19 protein-coding genes and 1 pseudogene are annotated in these 22041 nt (G+C 69.4%); 12 read left to right on the top strand and 8 right to left on the bottom strand.

The annotated features are described in order from the left end of the window. Window positions 1–111: 111 nt before the first annotated feature. The 3 genes from F4554_RS19440 to F4554_RS19430 form a co-directional block, all read right to left on the bottom strand. A complete protein-coding gene (locus F4554_RS19440) occupies window positions 112–315 on the bottom strand; it encodes a hypothetical protein (protein WP_179788888.1) in 204 nt (67 codons plus the stop codon). A 114-nt stretch (window positions 316–429) separates the two neighbouring features. Continuing rightward, a complete protein-coding gene (locus F4554_RS32355) occupies window positions 430–1035 on the bottom strand; it encodes an acyltransferase domain-containing protein (protein WP_238341355.1) in 606 nt (201 codons plus the stop codon). Window positions 1036–1202: 167 nt separating this feature from the next. Next, window positions 1203–1730, bottom strand: a complete 528-nt coding sequence (locus F4554_RS19430; RefSeq protein WP_179788886.1) for a GNAT family N-acetyltransferase — start codon at window positions 1728–1730, stop codon at window positions 1203–1205. Window positions 1731–2161: 431 nt separating this feature from the next. Here F4554_RS19430 and F4554_RS19425 point away from each other — a divergent pair, with 431 nt between their 5' ends. Both F4554_RS19425 and F4554_RS19420 read left to right on the top strand, forming a co-directional pair. Beyond that, a complete protein-coding gene (locus tag F4554_RS19425; RefSeq protein ID WP_179788885.1) occupies window positions 2162–2560 on the top strand; it encodes a VOC family protein in 399 nt (132 codons plus the stop codon). A gap of 65 nt (window positions 2561–2625) precedes the next feature. Next, window positions 2626–3396, top strand: coding sequence for a Stf0 family sulfotransferase (locus tag F4554_RS19420; RefSeq protein ID WP_179788884.1), 771 nt, complete (start codon window positions 2626–2628; stop codon window positions 3394–3396). A 15-nt stretch (window positions 3397–3411) separates the two neighbouring features. Here F4554_RS19420 and F4554_RS32350 read toward each other — a convergent pair whose 3' ends face one another. Both F4554_RS32350 and F4554_RS34090 read right to left on the bottom strand, forming a co-directional pair. Further along, on the bottom strand, window positions 3412–3717 hold the full coding sequence (locus F4554_RS32350) for a hypothetical protein (protein WP_238341354.1): 306 nt from the start codon (window positions 3715–3717) through the stop codon (window positions 3412–3414). Window positions 3718–3807: 90 nt separating this feature from the next. Further along, a pseudogene (locus F4554_RS34090) lies at window positions 3808–4149 on the bottom strand (methyltransferase); the annotation flags it as partial. 319 nt (window positions 4150–4468) lie between these two features. On the opposite strand from F4554_RS34090, the gene F4554_RS19410 reads away from it, so the two are divergent. Then, on the top strand, window positions 4469–5647 hold the full coding sequence (locus F4554_RS19410) for a cytochrome P450 family protein (RefSeq protein WP_202889371.1): 1179 nt from the start codon (window positions 4469–4471) through the stop codon (window positions 5645–5647). A 190-nt stretch (window positions 5648–5837) separates the two neighbouring features. On the opposite strand, the gene F4554_RS19405 is transcribed toward F4554_RS19410, so the two are convergent. Continuing rightward, on the bottom strand, window positions 5838–6458 hold the full coding sequence (locus F4554_RS19405) for a hypothetical protein (protein WP_179788881.1): 621 nt from the start codon (window positions 6456–6458) through the stop codon (window positions 5838–5840). 447 nt (window positions 6459–6905) lie between these two features. On the opposite strand from F4554_RS19405, the gene F4554_RS19400 reads away from it, so the two are divergent. Further along, the gene (locus F4554_RS19400) at window positions 6906–7445 is read left to right on the top strand and encodes a GAF domain-containing protein (RefSeq protein WP_179788880.1); all 540 of its coding nucleotides are present in this window, start codon (window positions 6906–6908) and stop codon (window positions 7443–7445) included. Between the two features lie 33 nt (window positions 7446–7478). Here F4554_RS19400 and F4554_RS19395 read toward each other — a convergent pair whose 3' ends face one another. Further along, window positions 7479–8516 carry an NAD-dependent epimerase/dehydratase family protein gene (locus F4554_RS19395; RefSeq protein ID WP_179788879.1) on the bottom strand — a complete coding sequence of 346 codons (1038 nt, stop codon included), beginning with the start codon at window positions 8514–8516 and terminating at the stop codon, window positions 7479–7481. Window positions 8517–9098: 582 nt separating this feature from the next. Between F4554_RS19395 and F4554_RS19390 the strand changes: the two genes are divergently transcribed. The 7 genes from F4554_RS19390 to F4554_RS19360 are packed head-to-tail and all read left to right on the top strand — an operon-like array spanning window position 9099 to window position 21245. Next, a complete protein-coding gene (locus F4554_RS19390; RefSeq protein WP_179788878.1) occupies window positions 9099–10223 on the top strand; it encodes a glycosyltransferase family protein in 1125 nt (374 codons plus the stop codon). A gap of 2 nt (window positions 10224–10225) precedes the next feature. After that, window positions 10226–11674, top strand: a complete 1449-nt coding sequence (locus F4554_RS19385) for a phosphotransferase (RefSeq protein ID WP_179788877.1) — start codon at window positions 10226–10228, stop codon at window positions 11672–11674. Continuing rightward, entirely contained in the window at window positions 11671–13869 is a 2199-nt protein-coding gene (locus F4554_RS19380) for a phosphotransferase (RefSeq protein ID WP_179788876.1), read from the top strand. The genes F4554_RS19385 and F4554_RS19380 overlap by 4 nt, the downstream gene beginning before the upstream one ends. Beyond that, a complete protein-coding gene (locus F4554_RS19375) occupies window positions 13854–15125 on the top strand; it encodes a glycosyltransferase family 4 protein (protein ID WP_179788875.1) in 1272 nt (423 codons plus the stop codon). The genes F4554_RS19380 and F4554_RS19375 overlap by 16 nt, the downstream gene beginning before the upstream one ends. Continuing rightward, window positions 15122–16492, top strand: coding sequence for a phosphotransferase (locus F4554_RS19370; RefSeq protein ID WP_179788874.1), 1371 nt, complete (start codon window positions 15122–15124; stop codon window positions 16490–16492). The genes F4554_RS19375 and F4554_RS19370 overlap by 4 nt, the downstream gene beginning before the upstream one ends. Then, complete coding sequence (locus tag F4554_RS19365; protein ID WP_179788873.1) at window positions 16489–19785, top strand: ABC transporter transmembrane domain-containing protein; 3297 nt, start codon at window positions 16489–16491, stop codon at window positions 19783–19785. The genes F4554_RS19370 and F4554_RS19365 overlap by 4 nt, the downstream gene beginning before the upstream one ends. Then, window positions 19782–21245, top strand: a complete 1464-nt coding sequence (locus F4554_RS19360; RefSeq protein WP_179788872.1) for a phosphotransferase — start codon at window positions 19782–19784, stop codon at window positions 21243–21245. Before F4554_RS19365 ends, F4554_RS19360 begins: the two co-directional genes overlap by 4 nt. A 40-nt stretch (window positions 21246–21285) precedes the next feature. Here F4554_RS19360 and F4554_RS19355 read toward each other — a convergent pair whose 3' ends face one another. Beyond that, complete coding sequence (locus F4554_RS19355) at window positions 21286–21879, bottom strand: hemerythrin domain-containing protein (RefSeq protein WP_337796106.1); 594 nt, start codon at window positions 21877–21879, stop codon at window positions 21286–21288. On the opposite strand from F4554_RS19355, the gene F4554_RS31545 reads away from it, so the two are divergent. Beyond that, entirely contained in the window at window positions 21826–22029 is a 204-nt protein-coding gene (locus F4554_RS31545) for a hypothetical protein (RefSeq protein ID WP_202889370.1), read from the top strand. The two genes, F4554_RS19355 and F4554_RS31545, sit on opposite strands and share 54 nt — an antisense overlap. The last annotated feature ends 12 nt before the right edge of the window (window positions 22030–22041 follow it).

The raw sequence follows: 22041 nt of genomic DNA, 5'->3' as shown, positions 1-22041 counted from the left end.
ACCTGACGACAGCGACGGTATGGGTCTCACCTGTACGCAGCCTGTACGCCCGCTGTGAAAGTGGGCTCGGTCGTAGGCGTGAAGCTCGAGAAGGGTGGCCGGCTGTCGGTCCTACATGCCGAAACCACCGGTGGACCCAGGGCCACCGACACCCGGGTCGTCGCCACGGCTCTTGATCGTGCTCTCGTCCGGCACATTTCCCCGGTGCCGGCCGGAAATCGACCGCGACCAGGACCTCCGCCGGCTCTGGACCGCGCCCAGGACGACCACGGTGGCCAGTAGTGCGATGACGATCCAGAAGATCCACAACCCCATCGAGTCAACGTAGCAGCACGCTCGGTGAGGGACCAGGAAGTCGAGCCACGCCGCGGCCGGCCATCCAGGCTCGGAGCCCGACCTGGGCCGCGTGTACTGCAGGAGGCCGGCGGTCTAGACCTCGATCCAGCCGGTCTGGTTGTACCAGTGATCACCGCCGCGTAGGTGGGCGACGACGGCTCGTTGGAGGGTGGTGGCTCGGGGGAGTTCGTCGAGCAGTTCCGCGGGGACGTCGTTGCCCTCGTAGCGCCGGTGGAAGAGGTGCTCCAGGGGTGCCCAGTCGGCTTGCTCGCGGTCGGTGAAGGTCTGGAAGCGCCGTTGGAATCGGAGGAACGTCGGGCAGGACCGCGAGGCACGCCAGACGAGGAGATGCCGACCGATCGAGCCGGTGTGCGGGGGTAGCGCCGGCCAGCCACCGCCCGCCGGTGGAGTGCCCATGGTGGCTCGTAGGTCCTCGCAGACTCGTTCCAGGACCCACCACAGTGCCGGGTCCGCCACCGGATCGGGTCGGGCCCGCAGCGTTGCGACACGGTCGGTCGACTCGACACCCAGCCTCTCGAGCAGCCCATCAGCCACGTCGATGTCCGGAAGCGCCGTTCCCTGCGAGTTGGACTTGCCGCGTAGGGTGCGTACCCATGTGGCTGTCGGTTCTGGCAGGCGCAGTCGTTGCTGCACTTCGTCGACGTCGAGCGAACTTGGCGGCTGTCGACCTGAGCACATGGGCCGAGTCTCCGCGCTGCCGAACGCAAAGAACAAGTCTTGTGTCCACCAACCACCGGGGCGAGGATGGACGCGGCGACCTCCTACAGGAGGGCGGCTCCGGGACAGACATCGACAGCGCAGCGATCGCTCCCGCCTTCGTCATCAACGCTGTCGTCCTCGAGCGGTCAGAGGTGCCGGCGCATCAGAACGCGAGAGCCTCTGACGATCTCCACCGCCTCGAACCCATGGCGTTCGAACATGGAGACCGTGCCGACCCAGGCGCGACTGCCAAAGCCGCCCCTTTCCGCGGGGACCCGACCGATGCCGCGCACAACAATCGTCGGCCACTCCTCCAAGTACTTCTGCGCCTCCGGGCTGTCCTTGCCGTACGTCTTGGCGAGCTGGTGGTAGCGCTGCGGAAGCGAGTAGGTACCGGCCAGCGGAGTGGCCTCGACCCAGCCACCGCCGTTGCCCTGGATCGATTCCAGCGCGGCTGCCAGAGCGGTGCGTGCGATTCCCTGTCCCCGGTGCTGCTTGTGCGTGACGAAGCACGGGATGCGCCACTGCGAAGTGGGGTCGTGGGCCTGGTTGGCGATCTTCCTCCCCGGCTTAGCGAGACCCGCGATGGGGAGTTCGTCGACTGGCCCGTACTTGCACCATCCGACGGGCTCGCCGTCGCGGTAGACCAGGATGCCGTGGGCGCGGCCCTGCATGACCAGATCCTTCTTTGCCTGCAGATTCTGTGCGTGACCCGCGGCTCTGGTAGGCGCTTGCTTCCCGGTGAGGTGGCAGCCGCGGTGGGGGACCATGCAACAGCAGAAGTCCCATCCTCCGCCCTGGGAGAAGAGCTTCTCGAAGTTGCTCCACGTCTGCGGCGACAGCTCCCGTGTCGTGAGCCGCGGATCCGTGGTCACGTCTGCCTCCAGAGGTGGGGATGTCGTGCAATCGTTCTGCTCATCCGAGCGCAGGACCTCGTCGGAGCCCCAGCCTGTGTCCGCATGCGGCCACTCGCGGCGGGCGGCCTCTGAAGATCGCCTGTCAAGGCAGTGTTGCGCAAGCTCAGGAGTCCCAGTTCTGGAAGCATTCACCACGGGGTCGGACGTCGAGCTCCGAGGGGCCAGTTGACCGGTAGTACGGTCTCACCATGACACGACCGCCGATGCGGATCGGGGCCGTCACGATCACGGCACCGCCGGCTCCGCACGCTCGGGAGCTGGCCAGGTTCTATGAGCGACTGCTGGGCTGGCGGATCGTGGATGAAGGGCCGAAGGGTGGTTGGGTTCAGCTCCAGCCACCCGAGGACGAATCCACGCCGACGCTGCTGGGCATCAACATCGAGTCCGATGAGGGGTACGAGCGGCCTACCTGGCCGAGCAGGCCCGGCGGTCAGAACGCGACGGTGCACCTCGACATAGGCGTGGATGACCTCGACGAGGCCGTCGTGTGGGCGCTCCAGGCGGGCGCGAGTCTGGCGGAGGACCAGCCTCAGGAGCATGTTCGGGTGATGCTCGATCCCGCCGGCAACCCGTTCTGCCTGTGCTGACCGACCTGAGGTCGCGCACGCAAGACCCAGGCAGGCTTCATGGCAGGGCGGGCTAGGCTCTGCGCATGGTGGTCGCGGCGCCCCGGCAGTCGTATCTGATCTGGTTCAGCCAGCGAGTGGGCAGCACCATGTTGACCCAGGCGCTGGAGGACACCGGCATCGCCGGGCGGCCGCGCGAGTGGCTGGAGGACCCGGTCGGTCGCGGGCTGACGGCCAAGTACGGCGTCGCCGATGCGGTGCAGCTGCGCGACTTCTTGTGGCGTGAGGCGGCGACATCAATCGGTGTCATGGGGGCCAAGTACGGCATGAGCGCGGACCTGCACCGGGACTTGACGGAGCTGTTCGCCGGCGTGATCCCGGGCGTGGTCGATCCTGATGGACGCAAGGCCTGGGCGGCGGTCTTTCCCGAGTGCAAGCACGTTTTCATGACCCGGCGGAACAAGCTCCGTCTGGCGGTCTCGTGGCTGCGCGCGATCCGATCGCAGGAGTGGCATCGGCCCAACCGCGCCGACACCGTGGTGGGCGAGGCGCCGCCGCGTACCAGCGCCACTGAGCTGATCGACGGCTACGATCGCGACGGGCTCGAGTACCTCCTCGTCGGCGCCAACCAGCGCGAGGCCGACATGCAGGACCAGTTCGACCGCTGGGGCGTGGTGCCGTACACCGTGGTCTATGAGGATCTGGTCGCCGACTACGAGGCGACCGTACGCCGGTTGCTGGACTTCCTCGAGATTCCCGGGCGCGCCGACGTCGCCATCCCGCGCCCGGCGTTCGACCGGCTGGCCGACGAAGCGTCCGAGGCTTGGTACCAGCGCTTTCGACACTCGGCCGGATGACAGCTGGTCGATGGTCTAGCGCCGGACAGGGTCACGGGGCCGATGGTGGGAGCCGTCGGTGGCTCGCCTCGTGGGGGACGACTCGCCGTCTGGTCCACTCGGGGCTGCGTACCCGAGATAGTGGGCGAGGGCCGGGACAGTCGTGAAGGACGCCATCAACGAGGCGAGTGCCTCTGCGTGCGTGTTGTCGGCGGGGAGGTTTCGTCTGCGAGCACGAACCATGATGTTCTTGTCGGTTGCTCGCGAGGAGACCAACTCGACGATGTCGACCTCGTACCCTTCCATCTCGAGCAGCAGCGCCCGCATGGCGTCTCCGGCCATGTACGCCAGACGTTGCTTGAACAGCTGGTGCCGTGTGATCGCAGTCGTCGACGCCGCGTTTGCTCGGATACTCCTCACCAGGGATTGCTGGCAGCAGGCAACGGTCAGGATGTGCCGCGCACACGTCTGAACTCCAAGATGCATCGCCTTGTCGGTGGCGACGTCGCCCGCGTGGAGCGCCATCACGACGTCGACCGGTGCGGGAGCGGCGAACTGGTCGATGTCGCACGCATGGAGGCGAACTTGTCGGCGTGTCCGCGAGGCGCCGGAAGGGCCTCGGCTTCCCGATGCGGGTGCTTGTCGAGGCGAGTTGACCACCGCGTCGACCACGACGACCGCCCACCTCCGGCCCGGCGAGCGGCTTGCTCGCGGGTACGACGGATAGTCCTCCGCGGCGTCGGTGCGCCTTGGAGGTAGCGGAGCTCGGCCCATACCGGGGCTTGGCAAAGGGTGCATTTGCTCATCACTCCGGACACTCTTACCGGAGTCGGCCGTCTCGCCGGCACCAGGTCTGCGCCAAGCCGCGGCAGTCCGCCACCTGTGCGGCGTCCCGTGTCATCGGTCGAATCGAAATCCTTGCTATCGCAAGGACGACACGCGTAGAACAGAAGGGTTGCCTGAGCGATTCCGTGGTTGCCGGGCCACTCATGGGGCGGAATCGACAAAGCCGCTCGTCATACCTACCCATGAGGGGAACACCATGTCGTCGTCGGTTCCCAGGTGTCCCGTTCTCGATTCCACTGCGCGTGCGATGCATGCCGAGGCCGCGGCATTGCGCGCCGACGGACCCGCGGTCCTTGTCGAGCTTCCGGGCCACGTTCACGCGTGGTCGGTCACCAGGCACAGCGTCATCCAGGCGTTGACCGGCGATCCGCGCGTCTCCCGCGATCCCCGCCGGCACTGGCCCGGCCTGGCCGACGCGCCGGAGGGCTGGTCGCTCGCCCCGATAGCTCTGCAGCAGAACTTCTTCAACGCCTACGGTGAGGAACATCGCAGGTCCCGGCGCCGCATCGCCGGGTCGTTCTCACCGCGGCGAGTCGAACGGATGCGTCCGCAGGTCCGAGCGACCGCGGACCACTTGGTCGAGGCACTCGCCGCCGTGCCATATGGGGCGACGACCGACGTACGGCAGGCCCTGGCGCTACCGCTGGCCATGACCGTCATCTGTGACCTGCTCGGCGTACCCCATCACCTGCGGGAGAAGGTCGGCCCCGCGATCGACGCCTCGCTGGATCCATCCGCCGACCCGGGGCGTGCGCTGGCCATCCAGGCCGAACTCCACGACACGCTCTCCGAGGTGCTGCGCTACAAGAGGCAGCATCCGGCCGCCGATCTGACCAGCGACCTGCTCCTGCCGTCCGATACCGACGGGGCGCCGATGCCGGACCCGGTTCTGCTCGACACCCTCTTCCTCATGATCGGTGCGGGCTACGAGACGACCGTCAATCTCATCACCAGCGCCGTCCAGGCCCTGCTCACCCACCCCGGAAACCTTGACCGGATTCGCGAGGGAGCCATCTGCTGGGAGGACCTCGTCGAGGAGACACTGCGATTCGAGGGTCCGGTCATGCACGTTCCGATGCGTTTCGCTGTCGAGGACATCGATCTCGGCGAGGGCGTCGTGATCCCTAAGGGCGACCCGATCATCGTCGCCTTCGCCGCCGCCGGGCGCGATCCGGAACTCCACCGGGACCGCCCGGAACGCTTCGACCCCACCCGAACCAGCAAGGAGCACCTCGCTTTCGGCCACGGCCCCCACTTCTGTCCGGGCGCGCACCTAGCGCGGCTGGAGGCGTACGTCGCCCTGACCACGCTGTTCGAGCGCCTACCTGACCTTGCGCTCACCTGTCCCGGGGAGCAGCCTGCCCGCCTGCCGTCGTTCATCGTCAACGGTCCGGTGGGGTTGGAGGTCGTTCCTCATCCGGCGTGAGAACGCGGCACGGCGGAGTCCCCGTGGCGCTCAGCGACGGGCGTTCATGCAGGCGCGCCGACATCGCCATCCCGCCCGGCATTCGACCGGCTGGCCGATGAAGCGTCCGATGTTGCACGACACCTATGGGAAGACGGCAGCGAACCCGTTGGACCGCTTGCATTCCGGGTTTGCCGGCGGTGCTGCGATTTCAGTCTGGCCGGCTGCAGGAGGAGGGAGGGAGGAGTGGTGAGCCGTCGATGATGTGGTGAACGTCCTCGATCGCGGGCTCGGCGAGTGGAACTCCGGGGATCCTCAGATCGAGGCATATGCGGACAACCTGTTCGAAGTATGCTCGGGATGCTTGTCCGTTCTGCCAAACCGAAATGACGCGGAGTCCGCGCTCCTCGCGGTAGCAGACGTGGTACAGCCGCTCAGGGGGTTCGCCGTAGCCGACTTGGCCGAGGCGTTTCATGATCTCTTCGTACTGGCTGATGCTCATCCCTGGCGGCTCAAACCTGGCCAAGAGGCATCCGGGCGTGGCGATGCCCGTCGATGGCGGCTTGCGGATGTTGTAGACCGGCCAGACGTCGGCCTCCATCGGCTTGCCCCCGAGGTCCTCGAGGATCGGCATGAGTGTTTCGGCGAATTCCTGGAAGCGCCGCGGAGAATCCCAGACGTCGACGATCTTCAGGTGATCCGGACGTCCGTAGCACGCGTGGTAATAGCGGCCTGCAGGCGAGCCCGCGCCGACCTCCTCCAAACGTACGAGGAGCTCGTCGTAGGCCTTGTCACCCAGAAGGTCCTGATCCCACCTGAACAAGTCGGCCATCTGCCACCTGCCTTCCGCGGGGCCGACCGCAGGTCGTAGACATCGGCCTGGGCATGCGATGGCTCGAGACATGCACGAACAGTTCGATTGCTCCCATGATTGCACGATGACGCCGGCTCACTGCGCACGGTTCCGGAGCCCTGTTGAAAGCGCGGCTTGAAAGACGCGGAGACCGCGGCGGTTGCGTGTGCAAGATCGCTGCTCCGTGTGCCGCTGTCGGGGCTACCGGCTACCAGGAGGGTGGCGTTGGGGCGATCACGACGAGGAGATACGCGGGACCCGCACTGCTGATTCGCTCCAACCCGCCCTAGCATGAGGCTCATTGGAAGTGGATGAACGCGTCTGGCGCGTCCAGTCCACCGAACCGGAGCCCCGGGACGGGGTCGGCCTGGCCGACCGAGTTCCGCGAGGGTCGGGGCCCCTCCAACTGGCGGGAGGTGTCCGCATATGCGAGTCGGCCTCAGTATTCGGAGCGTCGCGGGCGAACTGGAAAGGGCCCGCACTGTCGAAGAAGTCCAGCGGATCGTCAAACGGGGCGTTCGACGGGTGTTGGCCGCGGATGGCTCGACCTTCGTCCTTCTTGACCACGAAATGTGTTATTACGCGGACGAGGATGCGATGAGTCCTTTGTGGAAGGGGCAGCGGTTCCCCGTCCAGGACTGTGTGAGCGGCTGGGCAATGATGAACCACCGCACCGTTGTCATCAGCGACATCCGGCGGGACCCGCGCATCCCGGCCGAGGCCTACCGCCCGACGTTCGTCCGCAGCCTTGTCATGGCCCCGATTCTCAGTCCCGCTCCACTCGGAGCCTTGGGCGCATACTGGGCACGGACACGTCACCCGTGGAGTTTCCAGGTCGCTGCGCTGGAGGAGATCAGCAAGCTTGCAGCCACCGCACTCGCCCAGTTCCCTGATGGTCTTCCAGACCCCGGCTTCCCGTTGCGTGACGTACAAAGCTGGCGGGTGCGGCCCACCTCTGCGCGCTGACGACGGCGCCAATCGACAGGGGAGAGACCTCGCTCAGCCACGGGCGTTCGCGGGCCTGCGTACTGCGGGAGCCGGGACGACGCTGAGGTCCGGATCGTGATTGCCGTTCGTGGTCGGCGCCAGAACCGGTTCGAGCCGGGTCCGATGCCAGTCGACCTGGCTGGCCAGTCCGTCCACGAGTTCGACCGTCGGTGTCCAGCCGAGGAGGCGGCGGGCCTCGTCGCAGGTCGCCCAGGTCTCCTCGACGTCGCCCGCCTGGTGATCGACTCTCGTTACCCGTAGAGGCGTCTGCACGAGTCCGGCCAACAGCGTAAGGACGGTGTTGACGTCCACCCGGCTCCCGCCGGCGATGTTGAGCACCTTCCCAGGTGGCAGGTCGGCCTCGGTCGCGAGGACGTTGGCGCGTACGACGTCGTCCACGTGGGTGAAGTCGCGTACCTGCTCGCCGCTGCCGTACACGTTGATCTCCGTGCCCCGGCACCCGGCTTCGACGAACCGGTGGAACGCCATGTCCGGGCGCTGGCGCGGCCCGTACACGGTGAAGTACCGCAGCGCGACCGTGGACAGGCCGTAGTTGGCGCCGTAGGTGCCGCAGAGGTGTTCACCCGCGAGCTTGGTCACACCGTACGGACTGAACGGTCGCGGCACCGCCTCCTCGGACGTGGGATAGCTCGCGGCGTTTCCGTAGACGGAGGAACTCGACGCGTAGACGAACCTGCGGACGCCCACGTTCCGGGCTGCCTCGAGCAGTCGTTGGGTCGCCACGACGTTGTGGGCGACATATTCGGAGAACCCCCGCCCCCAGGAAGGCCGCACACCGGGAAGGCCGGCCTGGTGGACCACGACGTCGACGCCGGAAAGAATCGCCGGCAGGTCCGCGACACCGAGGTCGGCCTCCAGCAGGGAGAAATTGGGTTTCGGTCGAAGGTGCCGGAGGTTTTCCTCCTTCACCGCGCGCGGGTAATTAGCGGTGAAGCAGTCGACGCCGATCAGCTCCGTCGCGCGTGGCAACAGGCGTTCGGCCACCTGACTTCCGATGAACCCGGCGACACCGGTCACGAGATATCGCATCTTAACTCCAGCTTTTACTGCACTGCTGGTGCCCGAATTGGTACAGCATTCATTCCGCTTGCAGACCCGGCGAAAACACCTGTTGTGTGATCCGGAATGTGGGTGCTGGTGAGTCGTTCAGCTGACGTTAACCGACCCGCTGCCGAACCGAGTGGGAAATGCAAAGCCTCGGAAAAGCAACGACGAAACCGCAGGCCGCAGGGAAGGGCCGGGCAGTGAGATTCAGCGGTCCGTCGCAACTATTAGTGAGCGACCAACCAGGCGCCGGCACCAGTCCTGGGAAGGCCCTCAACTGGTGAACCGGAGGTAAAGAGAAGACAAGCAACAGGCCTGCGCGATATGACTACTCCTTGACGCCGTGAAAGCAGCGTTCGACACATTTATCTGTGGCGGTCTCGTCGCGGGACCGCACATACGGGGCGGGGAGCTGAAGCCATGGCGGAAAGCATGGATGAGGCCAGGTTGCTCATTTACTCCCAGGATGGTCTGGGGTTGGGGCACATGCGGCGTACGACGCTGCTCGCAACCGAATTCCTTCGCGCTCGCGTGCCCGCAAGCACATTGACTATTTCCGATTCGCCGTTGGGCCAGTTCTTCACGCCCTCCGGCGGTCATGACTACCTGAAGCTTCCGTGCATCCGGAAAACTGGTCCCGGCCGCTGGGAACCGGTCGCCCTGTCGTCACCGTTCGACGACGTACTCGCCCTGCGCCGCGAACTGATCCGCAGCGCGGTGCTGAAGTTCCGGCCGGACGTCCTGCTGGTCGACCACATGCCGACCGGTGCGATGGGCGAGCTCGTACCCGCCCTGGAGGCCGCCCGGGCGAGGCCGGTGCGGGTGGTGCTCGGCCTTCGGGACATTCTCGACGCGCCCGAGACGGTGCAGCGGCGGTGGCGGCTCGAGGGCGCGTTCGAGACGATCGAACGCCACTACGACGACGTGCTCGTGTACGGCTCGCGCGAGGTGTACGACGTGGCCGCGGAGTACGACTGGCCGGCGGCCCCGGCCCAGCGCGTGCGCTACTGCGGATACGTGTGCGCGACGCAGTCGAGCCAGTATTCCGCGGAGGTGCGCGAGCGCTACCTCGCTCGGGAGCCCGCCGACTCCGCCCTCGTCGTGGCGATGGCCGGGGGTGGTGCGGACGCCTACCCGTTGTTCGACTCCCTGCTGCGGTCGCTTCCGAAGCTGCTCACCGACAGACCGTGCGTCGTCGTCCTCGTCACCGGGCCCTTCCTACCGGAGGAGGAGCGGAGCCGGCTCGTGGCACGTGCCCGTGGGCTGCCGGTCCACATCCTCACCTCGGTCGCCGATTCGCTGAGCTACATCGGCGCCGCCGATCTGGTCATCGCCATGGCCGGCTACAACACGACGGTCGAGATCCTCAGCCAGAACAAGCCCGCTCTCCTGGTGCCGCGCAGGGGTCCGAGCGCGGAGCAGCAGCTGCGGGCGCGGTTGTTCGCCGAGCGAGGTTGGGTGCACTGGCTGCCTCCGGACCAGCTCGCGGGGGAGGCGCTCGGGGACGCCGCCGCGAAGCTCCTGACCGGAGTGTCCGGTACGCCGGACTATCCGCCGGACCTGCGTGGTCGCGAGGTGGCGGCCCAGCGGCTGCTGGCAGGCCTGGACCAGGTGAGGCCGACATCAGAGGCGCAGGTGCTGGCGCCCGCCCCGGCTGCGGTCGGGGACGCCCAACTGCTGGTCGACGGCTGACCGTGGTCAGCATCTCCTCGCCCGCGTCCGGGCAGATCACTCGGCTCGTCGCCGGCCACCTCGGGCCGGAAGGCGTCCGCCGGGCCGTCAGCGACCCGTTCGCCTACGGCCTCGGACCGTTGCTGGACCAGTGTCTGCCGGGTCGGTCGAGACTGGTTGTCCCGCACCTGCTGCGGTCGAAGTACAAGCCAGGCCGCAAGCTCTCCGCGTACTACACCCTCGATGCCGGGCAGGACTGCCCCGCTCCGCGCCATCTCGCCGTCACGTGGTCGATGGTCCCGGCCGACCTCGGCGGGACCTTGCCGCTGGAACGCGAGGCGGAGTCCCGCGGCCTGATGGGGCCCTTCACGCGGCTGGTGGCGGCCTCACCGGACGGGTGCCTCACGCTCGTGATCGCCCCGATCGATCCTGCCTTCCCACGGCTCGTCCGTCTCTACGAGCCCGGCTACGTCACCTCGACGGCCGCGAGCCTCGCCGGCCGGCCCGCGGCGGGTGGGCGTGAGGTTCACCCGCAGGTGCACACAGAGGTTCAGACCATCCGTTACCGCCCAGGCCAGCGACACGTCCTCCGCGTCGTGACGGCCGATACCGCCGGAGAGGCGGGGGAGTCGTCGCCGGCCTCGGGTGCGAGCTTCGTCAAGGCGTACCGCGACGGGACCGGTGCTCGGGCGGTCGCGGTCGCGGCGGTGCTGGACACCGTGCTGTCGGCGTCGGCGCCGGGAGTCCGGCCGGCACGGCCGATCGGGTACGTCGAGGCCGACCAGGCAGCGTGGTGGGCGGCGGAGGACGGCGAGCCGCTCTGGCGGCAGTTGACCGACCCGCGGGCGCCCGGCCTCCTTCGCCGGATCGGCCGGGCACTGCGGGTCGTGCACGACGCGGGGCCTGTGCCTGCCGACGCCGCGCGGCCGGGAGCGGCGCCGGCGTACCCGCCTATGCCGCCGTTGCCGACGTACGACGCGTCTGCGGAGCTGGCCGTCACCGCCCGCGCCGCAGAACACATTCAGGGCCTGCTCCCAGAGGTCGGCGCCCGGATCCGGGAGGTCATCGGCCGCATCGGTGACGGTCTGGCCGCCCGCCGGGCCGAACCGGCGACCCTGACCCACGGCGACCTGAAGTGCGACAACCTCCTTGCGAATAACGGCGAACTCCGGCTGCTCGACCTGGACCGGGCGGCGATCGCGGAGCCCGCCCTCGATCTGGGGAAGTTCGTCGCGGACCTGTCGTGGTGGTGTGCGTCGCTCGACGTGGACGATCGGCCGGCGATCTCGGCGTTCCTCGACGGGTACGGTCCCTGCGACCGCGTCCGGCAGGCCAGGGCGCACGACCTTGCGGTGCTCTTCCAGCTCAAGCTCGCCGCCCGGCGGATCCCGGTGCACCACCCCGAGTGGGCGGACCACGTCGTCCGTGCCGTCCAGCGGGCCGAGAACTCCGTGGCCGGAGGTGCACGGTGAGCGTGGAGGCCTTCGCGACGACCGGCGCTCTGCTCGCCGGGCTGGATCCCGCCCTGCCGCACCTGGGCGAGGTGATGGCGGAAGCCTCCCGTACGCCGGGATTCATTCCGCACGACGCACGCTGGACGCCGGGCGAACGGTGCGTCCTCGCCTACCGGGTGACGTCTCCGGCGGGGACCGACACGTTCGCGGCCTGGGAGGTGACACCGGACGGGTCGACGCGGCACGACTACCGGGCCGACCCGGCTCTGCCGGGCCTGGCCAGAGCCGCCGACGAGGCGGCGGTGGGCGACCTGCTCGCGGCGCGGCTGGACACCGGGGTGGTTCGCGGTTGCGTCATCGAACCGGTGCGGTACCGGCCGGGATCCCGCTGCGTCCTGCGGTACCAGCTCCGAACCGACGCCGGTGTGCACGTGATGTACGCCAAGGTGTTCCGGCCGACGGCGAAGGCAGCCGCGGAGACGGCAGGGAAGGCGGCACCCGGCGTGCCGGCCGTACTCACGGAGCTGGCGACGGCGGCCCCGCCCTGGCTGCTGGCTCAGCTGGTCGTCACCTGGCCGGAGCACGCAGTCCTCGTACACGAAGGGGTCGAGGGGCGCCGCCTGTCCGACCTGCTCCGCGATCCGGCTGTGCCGACGCGCGTGCGGGTGCGGCTGGCATACCGGCTCGGCACTCTGCTGGCCCGCCTCCACAGCCAGCAGGTCGCGGCGCCCGACCGGACCGCGGCGGACGTACTCCAGGTCGTCTCCGAATCGCTCGCGGCCGCGCGGCAGGCCGATCCGCCGGTCGGCCGGCGGCTCACGGCAGCGCTCGACCGGCTCTCGTCGTGGCAGCCCACAGGTGGGGAACAGGTCCTCGGACACGGAGGGTTCCGGCCCGGTCAGGTCGTCGCCGCCGAGAACCGGCTGACGATCCTGGACCTGGACGGCGTCTGCCGGTGCGACGCCGAGCGCGACCTCGGCGCCGCGCTCGCCCACCTGCTGTGGCAGGGAGTCCGGCACGCGGGCGAGCGCTCCACCGTCGAGGCGGCGGCGCGCGCCTTCGTCGCCGGCTACGAGCGGCGGGCCGGACGGGTCGATCCCGACGCGCTGGCGTGGTGGCGGAGTCTCGCGCTGGTCTCGCTCGCGGCTCGGCGCTACCGCCGCCTCGAGCTGTCCGGTTGGCGCAGAGTTCCAGCCCTGCTCGACGGTCTCGAACGGCTGGTCGCCGCCATCCCGACACGTACCTCGGCGCCGCTGGCCGGGCACCTCCTGGACCGGCACGCGATGACGCGGGCGCTGCGGCCCGAGCTCGCCCCGGTCGCCGCCGAGCCCGCCGATCTGGACGTCACGGCCGCGCGGCTGATCAAGCACGCGCCCGGCCGGCGTACGGTCCTGCGATACACCGTCCGCGGCCTGCGGCCCGGCGTTCCCACCCAGCTCGTCGGCAAGCTGTTCGTTCATCCGCACCGCGCGGCGCTCGCCGACGCCAACCTGCGCGCGCTCGCCGACGGACCGTTCAAGGGCGATGGCGCCCTGCGCGTACCCGAGCCGCTGCCCTCGCCACTGGAACGCGGGCTGATGCTCTATCGGCACTGTGCCGGCGTCCACCTCGACCGGTTGGACGGCATGGCGGCGATCGCGGGCGTACGGGCCGCGGCGCGCTGGCTGGCTCGGCTGCACGGCTGCGACGTCATCCTGCCCCGGCGCCTCGACCTGAGTGTGGAGTGCGCTGGCAGCCGCGGGTGGGCGAGCCTCGTCGCGGACCGGGAACCGGACCTGCTCGGCCTGGTCTGGCGGTTGGCCGACGGCTGGGCGCGGGCCGCGCAGCTGACTCCGCTCGGTGCCGACGTACCGATCCACAAGGACTTCCACGCGGGCCACGTCCTCGTCGACGTCGCCGTGACCGTCATCGACCTGGACGAGGTGCGGATGGGCGACCCCGCCCTGGACGTGGCGCATTTCTGCGCCTACCTCGACCTGCGGGCCGACCCGGCACACGCGGGCGCGCTGCGGCGGGCGTTCCTCGAGGAGTACGTCGCTACAGCGGGCCGGCCGGACCTCGGGCGCACCGCGCTGTTCAGCGCGTACACCTGGCTCAAGATCGCGAAGCAACTCGTCCTGGGCACCGGGCCACACCGGTGCCCGGAGGGGCCGGCACGCACCCGCGAGGTGGCCCGAGCACTCCAGAGGGGGCTGGAATGCCTGGACACGTGATCATGATCGTGCGCAGCTGGCCGCGCCTGTCCCAGACGTTCATCCTCGACGAGGTGCTGGCGATGGAACGGCGCGGACGCGAGCTCACCATCGTCAGCCTCGCCCACTCCGGCGAACAGCGCCGCCAACCCCAGGTTGACAAGGTGCGGGCGCCGGTGCGTTTCCTCGACGTCGGTGGGTTCCGGGCACGCTGGTCCCGGATTTCCGACCACGCGCACGTCCTGACCACCGCCCCGATGCGTTATGTCGCGACGCTGGTCCACGTCCTGGCCAACCCGGGACTGAGCCGGGGGTACGCCACCTGCTCGGCGATCCGTTGCTTCGACCACGCCGTCGTGGTGGCGGCGTTGGCGTTCCGGCTGCGGCGTTCGGGTGCGCGGGCGCCGCACGTCCACGCCCACTTCGCCCACGACCCCGCCCTGGTCGGGATGCTCACCCGCCGACTCACCGGAGTGCCGTTCAGCTTCACCGCCCACGCACGGGACCTTTACCAGATACCGCCGGCCGGCCTGGTCGCGCGGGCGTCTGCCGCCGAAGCCGTGGTGACCTGCTGCCAGGTCAACGCCGACTACATCGCGAAGACCGTCCCGGACGCGGTTCGGCCGCCGGTGCGGGTCATACACCACGGCGTCGAACTCGACCGCTTCACTCCCACCCTCCGGGCTCCCGGTCCGGGCCTCACGCTCGTATCGGTCGGCCGGCTGGTGGAGAAGAAGGGCTTCGCCGACCTGCTCCGCGCCTGCGCCGCCCTGGCCGAGTCCGGATCCCGCTTCCGCTGCGAGATCTACGGCGACGGCCCGCTGCGCCGCCAACTCACCGAGCTCAGTGCAGAACTCGGGCTGGGTGAGCTGGTCTCCTTCCGCGGTGAGCGGGATCGGGACGAGATCGCCCACGCCCTCGCCCGGACCGACGTGTTCGTGCTCACTCCGTGCGTCACCGACGACGGTGACCGGGACGGGATCCCGAACGTCCTCGTGGAGGCGATGGCCTGCGCGATCCCCGTCGTCACCACCGCGACCGGCGGGGTGCCCGAGCTGGTCCGGTCCGGCGAGAACGGCCTGATCGCCCAGCCCGGTGACGTGGACGGGATCGCCGGACACCTCGCCGCACTGGTTGCCGACCCGGCGTTGCGGCGCCGGCTGGGGGAGAGCGGCCGGAAAACGGTCGAGTCGGAGTACGACGTCGAGGCCGCGGCGCTCGCCCTGGAGGCGGTCTTCGACCCGAGGACTCCGATCGCGGCGGAGGTGGCCCCGTGACGCAGGTTCCGGACCGTACGAGGGTCCGCCCGATCCACTCCGGCGCCGGCCCGGCCGATCGGCTGTCCAGCGAGTCGGCCCGGTTCGCCGAAGCGCTGCAGCCTCGCGTGATGGGCCCGCGCCTGGCCGCCGCGCTCGGTGGCTCCGGCGGCCGGTCCGCGCGAGCGTGCCACGTGCTGGACGCGAAGTACGAGCCAGGCCATCGGGCGCTGGTGCTCTACCAGTACGGCGAACACCTCGTCCGCGGCGACCTGCTCGGCGAGGACCTGCTCGGCGGCGACGGGGCCGCCAACGGAGGCGGGCCGCTGGTCGCTCCCGGCGTACGGCTGTCGGTCTTTCCGCACGACCCGGACCTGCCCTGGCTGCGGCAGGTACTGGACCCGGCGATCCTCGCCCGGCGGATGCGCGACACGCTCGGCGACCGGGCCGGCACCCGCGTTTCTCGTTGCCGGGTTCGGCTTCTGCGCTACCGGCCCGGCAAGCGGGCGACGTTGTGGTTGGAGTTCGCTCCCGGTGACCCGTCGTACGTCGTGAAGGTCTACCACGACCCCGACAAGGCGTCGGCGGTAGTGCGCGAGAGCCGCGCCCTGGCGGCGGCCCCGTCCCCGGCGGGCGTACTCGAACTGGCGCCGGTCGTCGCCCACCTCCCCGACCTGGCGACCGTCGTGCAGGCGGCGGTGTCCGGTGTGCCGCTCGAGCGGCAGTGGGCCGGGCGGAGGGTTCGGTCGGCGGCGGCTGCGGTCGCCGCGGTACGCCAGGCAGCCCAGGCACTCGCCGAACTCCACGCGTACCCCGTGATCAGCACCCGGGAGCGGCCGGTCGAACGCGAGCTACGTCGCTTCGGGCTCCGCGCGGGCCGGATCGCCACCGTCGACGAGTCGCTGGGTACGACGCTGGCGGGGCTGGCCGAGCGACTCGACCAGATGCGAGCCGCCGTTTGCCGTACGGACGCGGACGACAACAGCCTCGTGCACGGCGACTGCAAGCCGAGCCAGTTCCTGCTCGACGGTCACCGGGTGGCCATGCTCGATCTCGACCACTGCGGCGTCGCGCACCCCGCCGGTGACCTCGGCACGTTCCTCGCATCCCTCACCCAGCAGGCGGTTCGATGCGGGCTGGCCGGCGGCGAACCGGCGGACGCCGATCTTCTCGCGGTCCTTGGTGAGGAGTTCCTCACGGCGTACTTCCGCGCACGCGGTGGCTGGGACGATCCGACGGCGTGCCTGCAAGCCCGCTGGTACGAGGCGGTCGCACTCGAACGGAAGGCCCTCCGCGCGTTCGCCCGGGCACCGCGTTCACCGTTGCCCGGTGCGCTCGCCGCGCACGCACATCGATGTCTCGACAAGCTGGAAAGAGCACGGCCGTGACTTCCACGATGACGCGGGAGACCTACACCCCGCCAAGCGAACGCAAGGTCAGCGATCTGCGCCGCAGCGTGCGGATCTTCCGGCGGTTCAAGGGTGGCAGACGTGCCTACGTGGGCGCCCTTGTGCTGTTGGCATTCGAGGCGCTGACCGCGATCGCCGAGCCGTACCCGATCGCCTATCTTGTCGACTTCCTGCAGTCCGGACGACCGACGCCGCGCGAGTGGGGGATCCCGGCGTTCATCTCGTCCGTGCGGATCGAGACGATCGCGGTGCTCACCATCGCGATCGTGCTCATCGCGGCGATCAACAGCGCGGCGGACTCACTCGCCGAGGTCTGCATGGCGCGGGCCGGCCGGGTGCTCGGCTACAACCTCAGGGTCGCGATGTACTCGCACCTGCAACGGTTGTCGCTGGCCTACCACGACAAGAAGCGCACCGGTGACGTGCTGACCCGGGTCACCGGCGACGTCCTCGTACTCGAGGAGTTCGTCGTCGCGTCGATCAGCAACATCGTCGGCAGCGCGATGGTCCTGGTCGGCACGTTCGCCGTTCTGCTGTGGCAGTCGTGGAACGTCGCCCTGGTGGCGCTTTGCGTCGTACCGCTGCTGGCCGGCATCTCGCAGTACTTCTCCCGGCGGATCAAGGCCGCGTCGAAGACGCAGCGCACCCGGGAGGGTGAGCTGGCCTCGACCGCACAGGAGATGCTCACCTCCATCCGGCTGGTGCAGAGCTACGGGCGTGGCTCCGTCGATCTTCAGCGGTTCTCCGGCCAGACCGAGCAGAGCATGCGCGCGTCGTTGCGGACCGCGAACGTCCAGGCGCAGTTCAGTTTCGTGATCGCCCTCGCCGAGGCGCTGGCTATCTCCGCCGTCGTCTGGATCGGCATCTTCCTGCTGGATCGGCGGGCGATCACCGTCGGCACGTTGGTGCTGTTCGTCCTGCTGCTGCGGAACATGTTCAAGCCTGCCCGCAAGATCGTCAGCGAGTGGTACAAGGTCGGCAAGGTCTTCGCGAGTGTGGAGCGGATCGACGACCTGCTCGACCGTAACGTCGACGTTCGCGACGAGCCGGACGCGGTGGCGGCCCCACCGCTCAAGGGTCGCGTGACCTTCCGGCACGTGGGTTTCCACTACCCGGCCGAGCACGCGGACGGGTCACGCGCGACCGGCAGGCCGACGGTCCTGCACGACGTGGACTTCGAGGTCTCGCCCGGGGAGATCGTCGCCCTCGTCGGGCACAGCGGTGCGGGCAAGAGCACGATCGCGCAGCTGGTGCCCCGGCTGTACGACGCGACCAGCGGCGCGGTGCTACTCGACGGGCACGACCTACGCGGCCTCACGCTCGCGTCCGTCCGCGCCCAGGTGAGCCTCGTCCTCCAGGACACGGTGCTGCTGAGCGGCACCGTCGCGGAGAACATCGGCTACGGCATCGAGAACGCCACCATCGAGCGCATCCAGGCGGCGGCCCGTGCGGCCAACGCACACGGGTTCATCGAGGAGCTGCCGGACGGGTACGACACCCATCTGGCCGAACGGGCCACGACGCTGTCCGGCGGACAGCGCCAGCGACTCTCGATCGCCCGGGCGTTCATCCGGGAGAGCCCGATCCTCATCCTCGACGAGCCCACGACCGGCCTGGACCGGGAGTCGACCCGCCTGGTGGTCGATGCGCTGCGCACCCTGATGCGGGGGAGGACGACCATCATCATCTCCCATGACCAGGACCTGATCCGGTTCGCCGACCGGGTTCTGGAGGTCGCCGACGGCGTGATCGTCGAGGGGCCCAGGCCGTCGTACGCCACGCCGCCGGAAGGGTCCGTAGACGACCCGGCCGAGAACGATTTCCCGCCCACCCGCCAAGTCCACCGGCCGTCAATGCTCGCGGAGCCGTTGCACACCCGACTGCCGGACCTCCGGCAGGCGACGGATCCGACTTTCGCCGTACAGGCAGTCGAGCAGACACTGCTGACGCCCGGGGCGGCGCACCCGGTGCTCGACGCGCGTGTGGAGAAGCTGTGGTACTTCCCTGACGGAAGCTGCGCTCTGCGGTACGTCGTGCGGATCGCGGAGAACCTGCTCGGTGGGAGTTCGGACTGGACGCCCGAACGCACTGTGCTCGCCCGCGTCCACCCGGACCGCCAGGCGGCAAAGGCGTACGTCGAGCAGTGCCTGGAGCCACTGGTCGAGCGCGTCAAGAACACTGTTGCGGCCGGACCGTGGCGACGGTGGGCGGGGGTGGTCGGGGGGACCGGGATCGCCCTCCACCCGTTCCCCCTGGACCCCGCTTTGCCAACCCTGGCTCGTGCCGTCGACTCGAGCGCACTGGCCGAACTCGCCGGCGCCGGCCCCGCCGGCTGGTCGAGCCAAGTCGTGCACTACCCGCGCGAGGGTGCCTGCGTCCTGCGCTACGAGCGGCCACCGGGCGACGGTGCCGGCCCGACTTCCCTGTACGGCAAGGTGTATGACGACGGAGGTCGCGGTGTGGCGACCGCCGCGACCCTGGACGCGCTCAGCCCGGCCGGATCGTTCGCCGCCGCGGCGGACGGCCTCCGGTTGCCCCGCCCGTTCGGCTACCTGCCCAGGCTACGTCTGCTCCTCACCGAGGCCGTGCCGGGCGAGCCGCTGATGCGCGCCGGTTCGTGGGCCTGGTCCGCTTCCGGCTCCGCGCCGACCTCGCGGGCCGCCGTCGAGTCGATGGCGGCCGCCGGCCGGGTGCTTGCCGCCCTGCACCGACGCGAGATCCTCGACGTCCTTGCGTACTCCCGGGCCGAGGAGGTGGCCGCCGTCGGGGGCGACCTCGACACCGTACGGCAGGTGTGGCCGGAGGTCGCGGACCACGTCCAGCAGCACCTTGCCGGGATCCTCGACGAGACGGCCGAGATACCCGACTCCGACCAGGTGTTGTGCCACGGCGACTTCACCCCGGCACAGCTTCTGGTCGGGTCGGGCGACATGGCGTTGGTCGACCTTGACACGGTTCGCCGCGGTGAGCGGGCCGTGGACCTCGGCCGGTTCCTGGCCCACCTGCAACTCACGGGAACCAAGGCGGCCGGCGCCGCCGCCTGGCCCCTGCTGGACGAGCTGGGCCGGGTGTTCCTGCGGGCCTACGCCGAGGCCTGCCTGCCGGGTGCGGCGCTTGATCCGGACCTGCTCGCCCGGGTCGTCGTACACCGCGACGCGAGCCTCGCCCGAACGGCCCTGCGGGCCTGCCGGCAGCTCAAGGACGACCGGCTGAGAACCGCGCTTGAACTGCTCGACGACAACGACGACTGGACACGGAGGATTACCCGATGATGCCGCTGAACGACGAAATGGTGGTCGACTCCCTGACGGCGTTCGCGTCGTTGCCGGAGTGGCTCGCCGCCTGCATGATGCCCGACCGCGTGGAGGCAGCCCTGCGGCGCCACGTACCCGAGCTCGCCGACGGGCGGGTCCGCCTGCTGTCCTGCACGCCGCAACGGTTGCGGGCAAAAGGGGCGCAGTGGCTGGCGCGCTACCGACTCCGGGTCGACCCCGGCCCGGAGGGTGGCGAAGCCGACGTCGTCCTCGTCGGCAATCTCTGGCCGCCGTCCGCCGAACTGCCGGACGCGGGCGGGATGACGGACCAGCCGGTCGCGGCGGATGTGCCGTTCGGTGCGGCGGGCTGGAGCTGCCGGCTTCCCGAACTCCGGCTCGCACTCCACGTCGAGTTGGCCGACGAGGCGCTGCCCGCCGTACCGTCCCTGGTCGAGCCGGACCTGGCCGGCCGGCTCATCGAAAGAGTCCTGGGTGAGGCCGGCTACGGCGAGGTGAAGGTCGCGAGTTGCTCGCCGGACGTCGTTCGCTACAAGCCGGGAAGCCGGTGCACGGTGGTGGTCCGGATGAGGTACGCCGATGAGCACGCGGACCGCGGGTTGCCCGACCCTGTGGTGCTGAAGACCCACCAGGGCGACAAGGGGAACACCGCCTGGGAGGCGATGCGGGCCCTGTGGAACACCGAGCTGAGCGGCAGCAAGACGGTGACGCTGGCCGAACCGCTGGCGTACCTTCCGCAGGAACGGATCCTCGTGCAGGGCCCCGTGCCGGGCGAGCAGACCCTGAAGGAACTCGCGCGGGTGGCCATCACCGACGGTGGTGACCGGGCGCTCGGGCGGCTGCGGGACGAACTCGCCCGGACCGCGGTGGCGCTCGCGGCACTCCACGGGTGCGGGGCGAAGTACGGTCGGGTGGCGACGTTCGACGAGGAGGTCGCCGAGGTCGACGAGGTGATCGCGAGGCTGGCTCAGTCGGTGCCGGCGCTGCGCCCGGCGGCGCGGCCGCTGATCACCCGGATGCGCCGGCATGCCGCCGTCCTGCCCGAGGACCCGGCGGTCTGCGCCCACCACGACTTCCGCCCGGCGCAAGTACTGCTTGACAACGGCGCCGTCGGGTTCATCGACTTCGACGGCTCCTGCATGGCGGAGCCCGCTCTCGACCTCGGCAGGTTCCGGGCGAAGCTGCGTGACATCGGGATCAGCGTTCTTGCGGCGAGTGGACAGCCGATGAGCGGCCCGCACCTCGCTGACAACCTGGCGTTGCTCGACGACCTGTGCGAGGGATTCCTCGCGGCCTACCAGGAACGTTCGCCGGTCTCCCGCGACCGAGTGCTGCTGTGGGAGACGTGCGACCTGCTCACCGCCATGCTGCACGCGTGGACCAAGGTGCGGCTCGCCCGGGTCGGCCCGCGGCTGACCGTCCTCACCCACCAACTGCGGTCGTCTCCTGTTCTCCCCTGATTCGGCATCAGCCCGAGCTCGTTCGGCTTCTCTCTGGCATTTATGCATCAGGACGAGTCCCGGAGGCCAGGCTCGTGCGGAGTGCCGTCGTCTCCTTCCGGTACGCGGGTCGTCCGTAGAGGCGGTAGGCGAGGCTGGCTGAGCGGGGGAAGGCTGCCAGGAAGGCTTCCTGTTCGGCTGGTGTGGCGTCCTCCAACACATGGCCGAGGAAGACGAGTCTCCGGCGTTTGGGTAGTGCGGTGGTGCCGCGCTTGCCGAGTTCGGCCCATTCTGCGGCAGTGAGGTGGTCGGGGACCAGTGGCAGCACGTGTGCTTCTTCGTCGTCGAGGTGGGACGTCAGAACGGCATGAAGCTCGGTGAGCACGGCGGCCAGTTCCTCGGTCGTGGTGGGCTGGGGGGTGGCTGCCCAGGTCGAGAACAACACCGCTGCGCGGTCGAGTAGGTCGGCCAGTTGCCGGTGCTGGTTCTCCATCCGGTTGATCAGGTCGTGGGCGAGGGGTGCTCGGGCACGCAGCGGTGGCCACAGCAGTTCGTCCTCTGTGTGAAGGTGGTTGTCGAGCACCGAGGTGATCTCGGCTCCGTGCGCGAACACCCGGCGGGCGGATCCGTGGTCGGCTTCGCGTACGGCCCGCACCAGCTGCGGCAGCAGACCGAACTCGCGCCGGAAGGCGCGGTGAACCAGGACTATTTCCTTGGTGTCCGAACGGCCGGGCTGATTGCTCGAGTGAACATGACGTACTCCTTTGTGGTGTCCTGTGTGTCGGCCCGGCCGATCCGGGCGTAAGTCAGGCCGTCA

It is taken from the genome of Actinopolymorpha rutila (assembly GCF_013407855.1).
GTDB classification, from domain to species: domain Bacteria; phylum Actinomycetota; class Actinomycetes; order Propionibacteriales; family Actinopolymorphaceae; genus Actinopolymorpha; species Actinopolymorpha rutila.
This window is presented reverse-complemented; position numbering and strand designations above follow the sequence as displayed.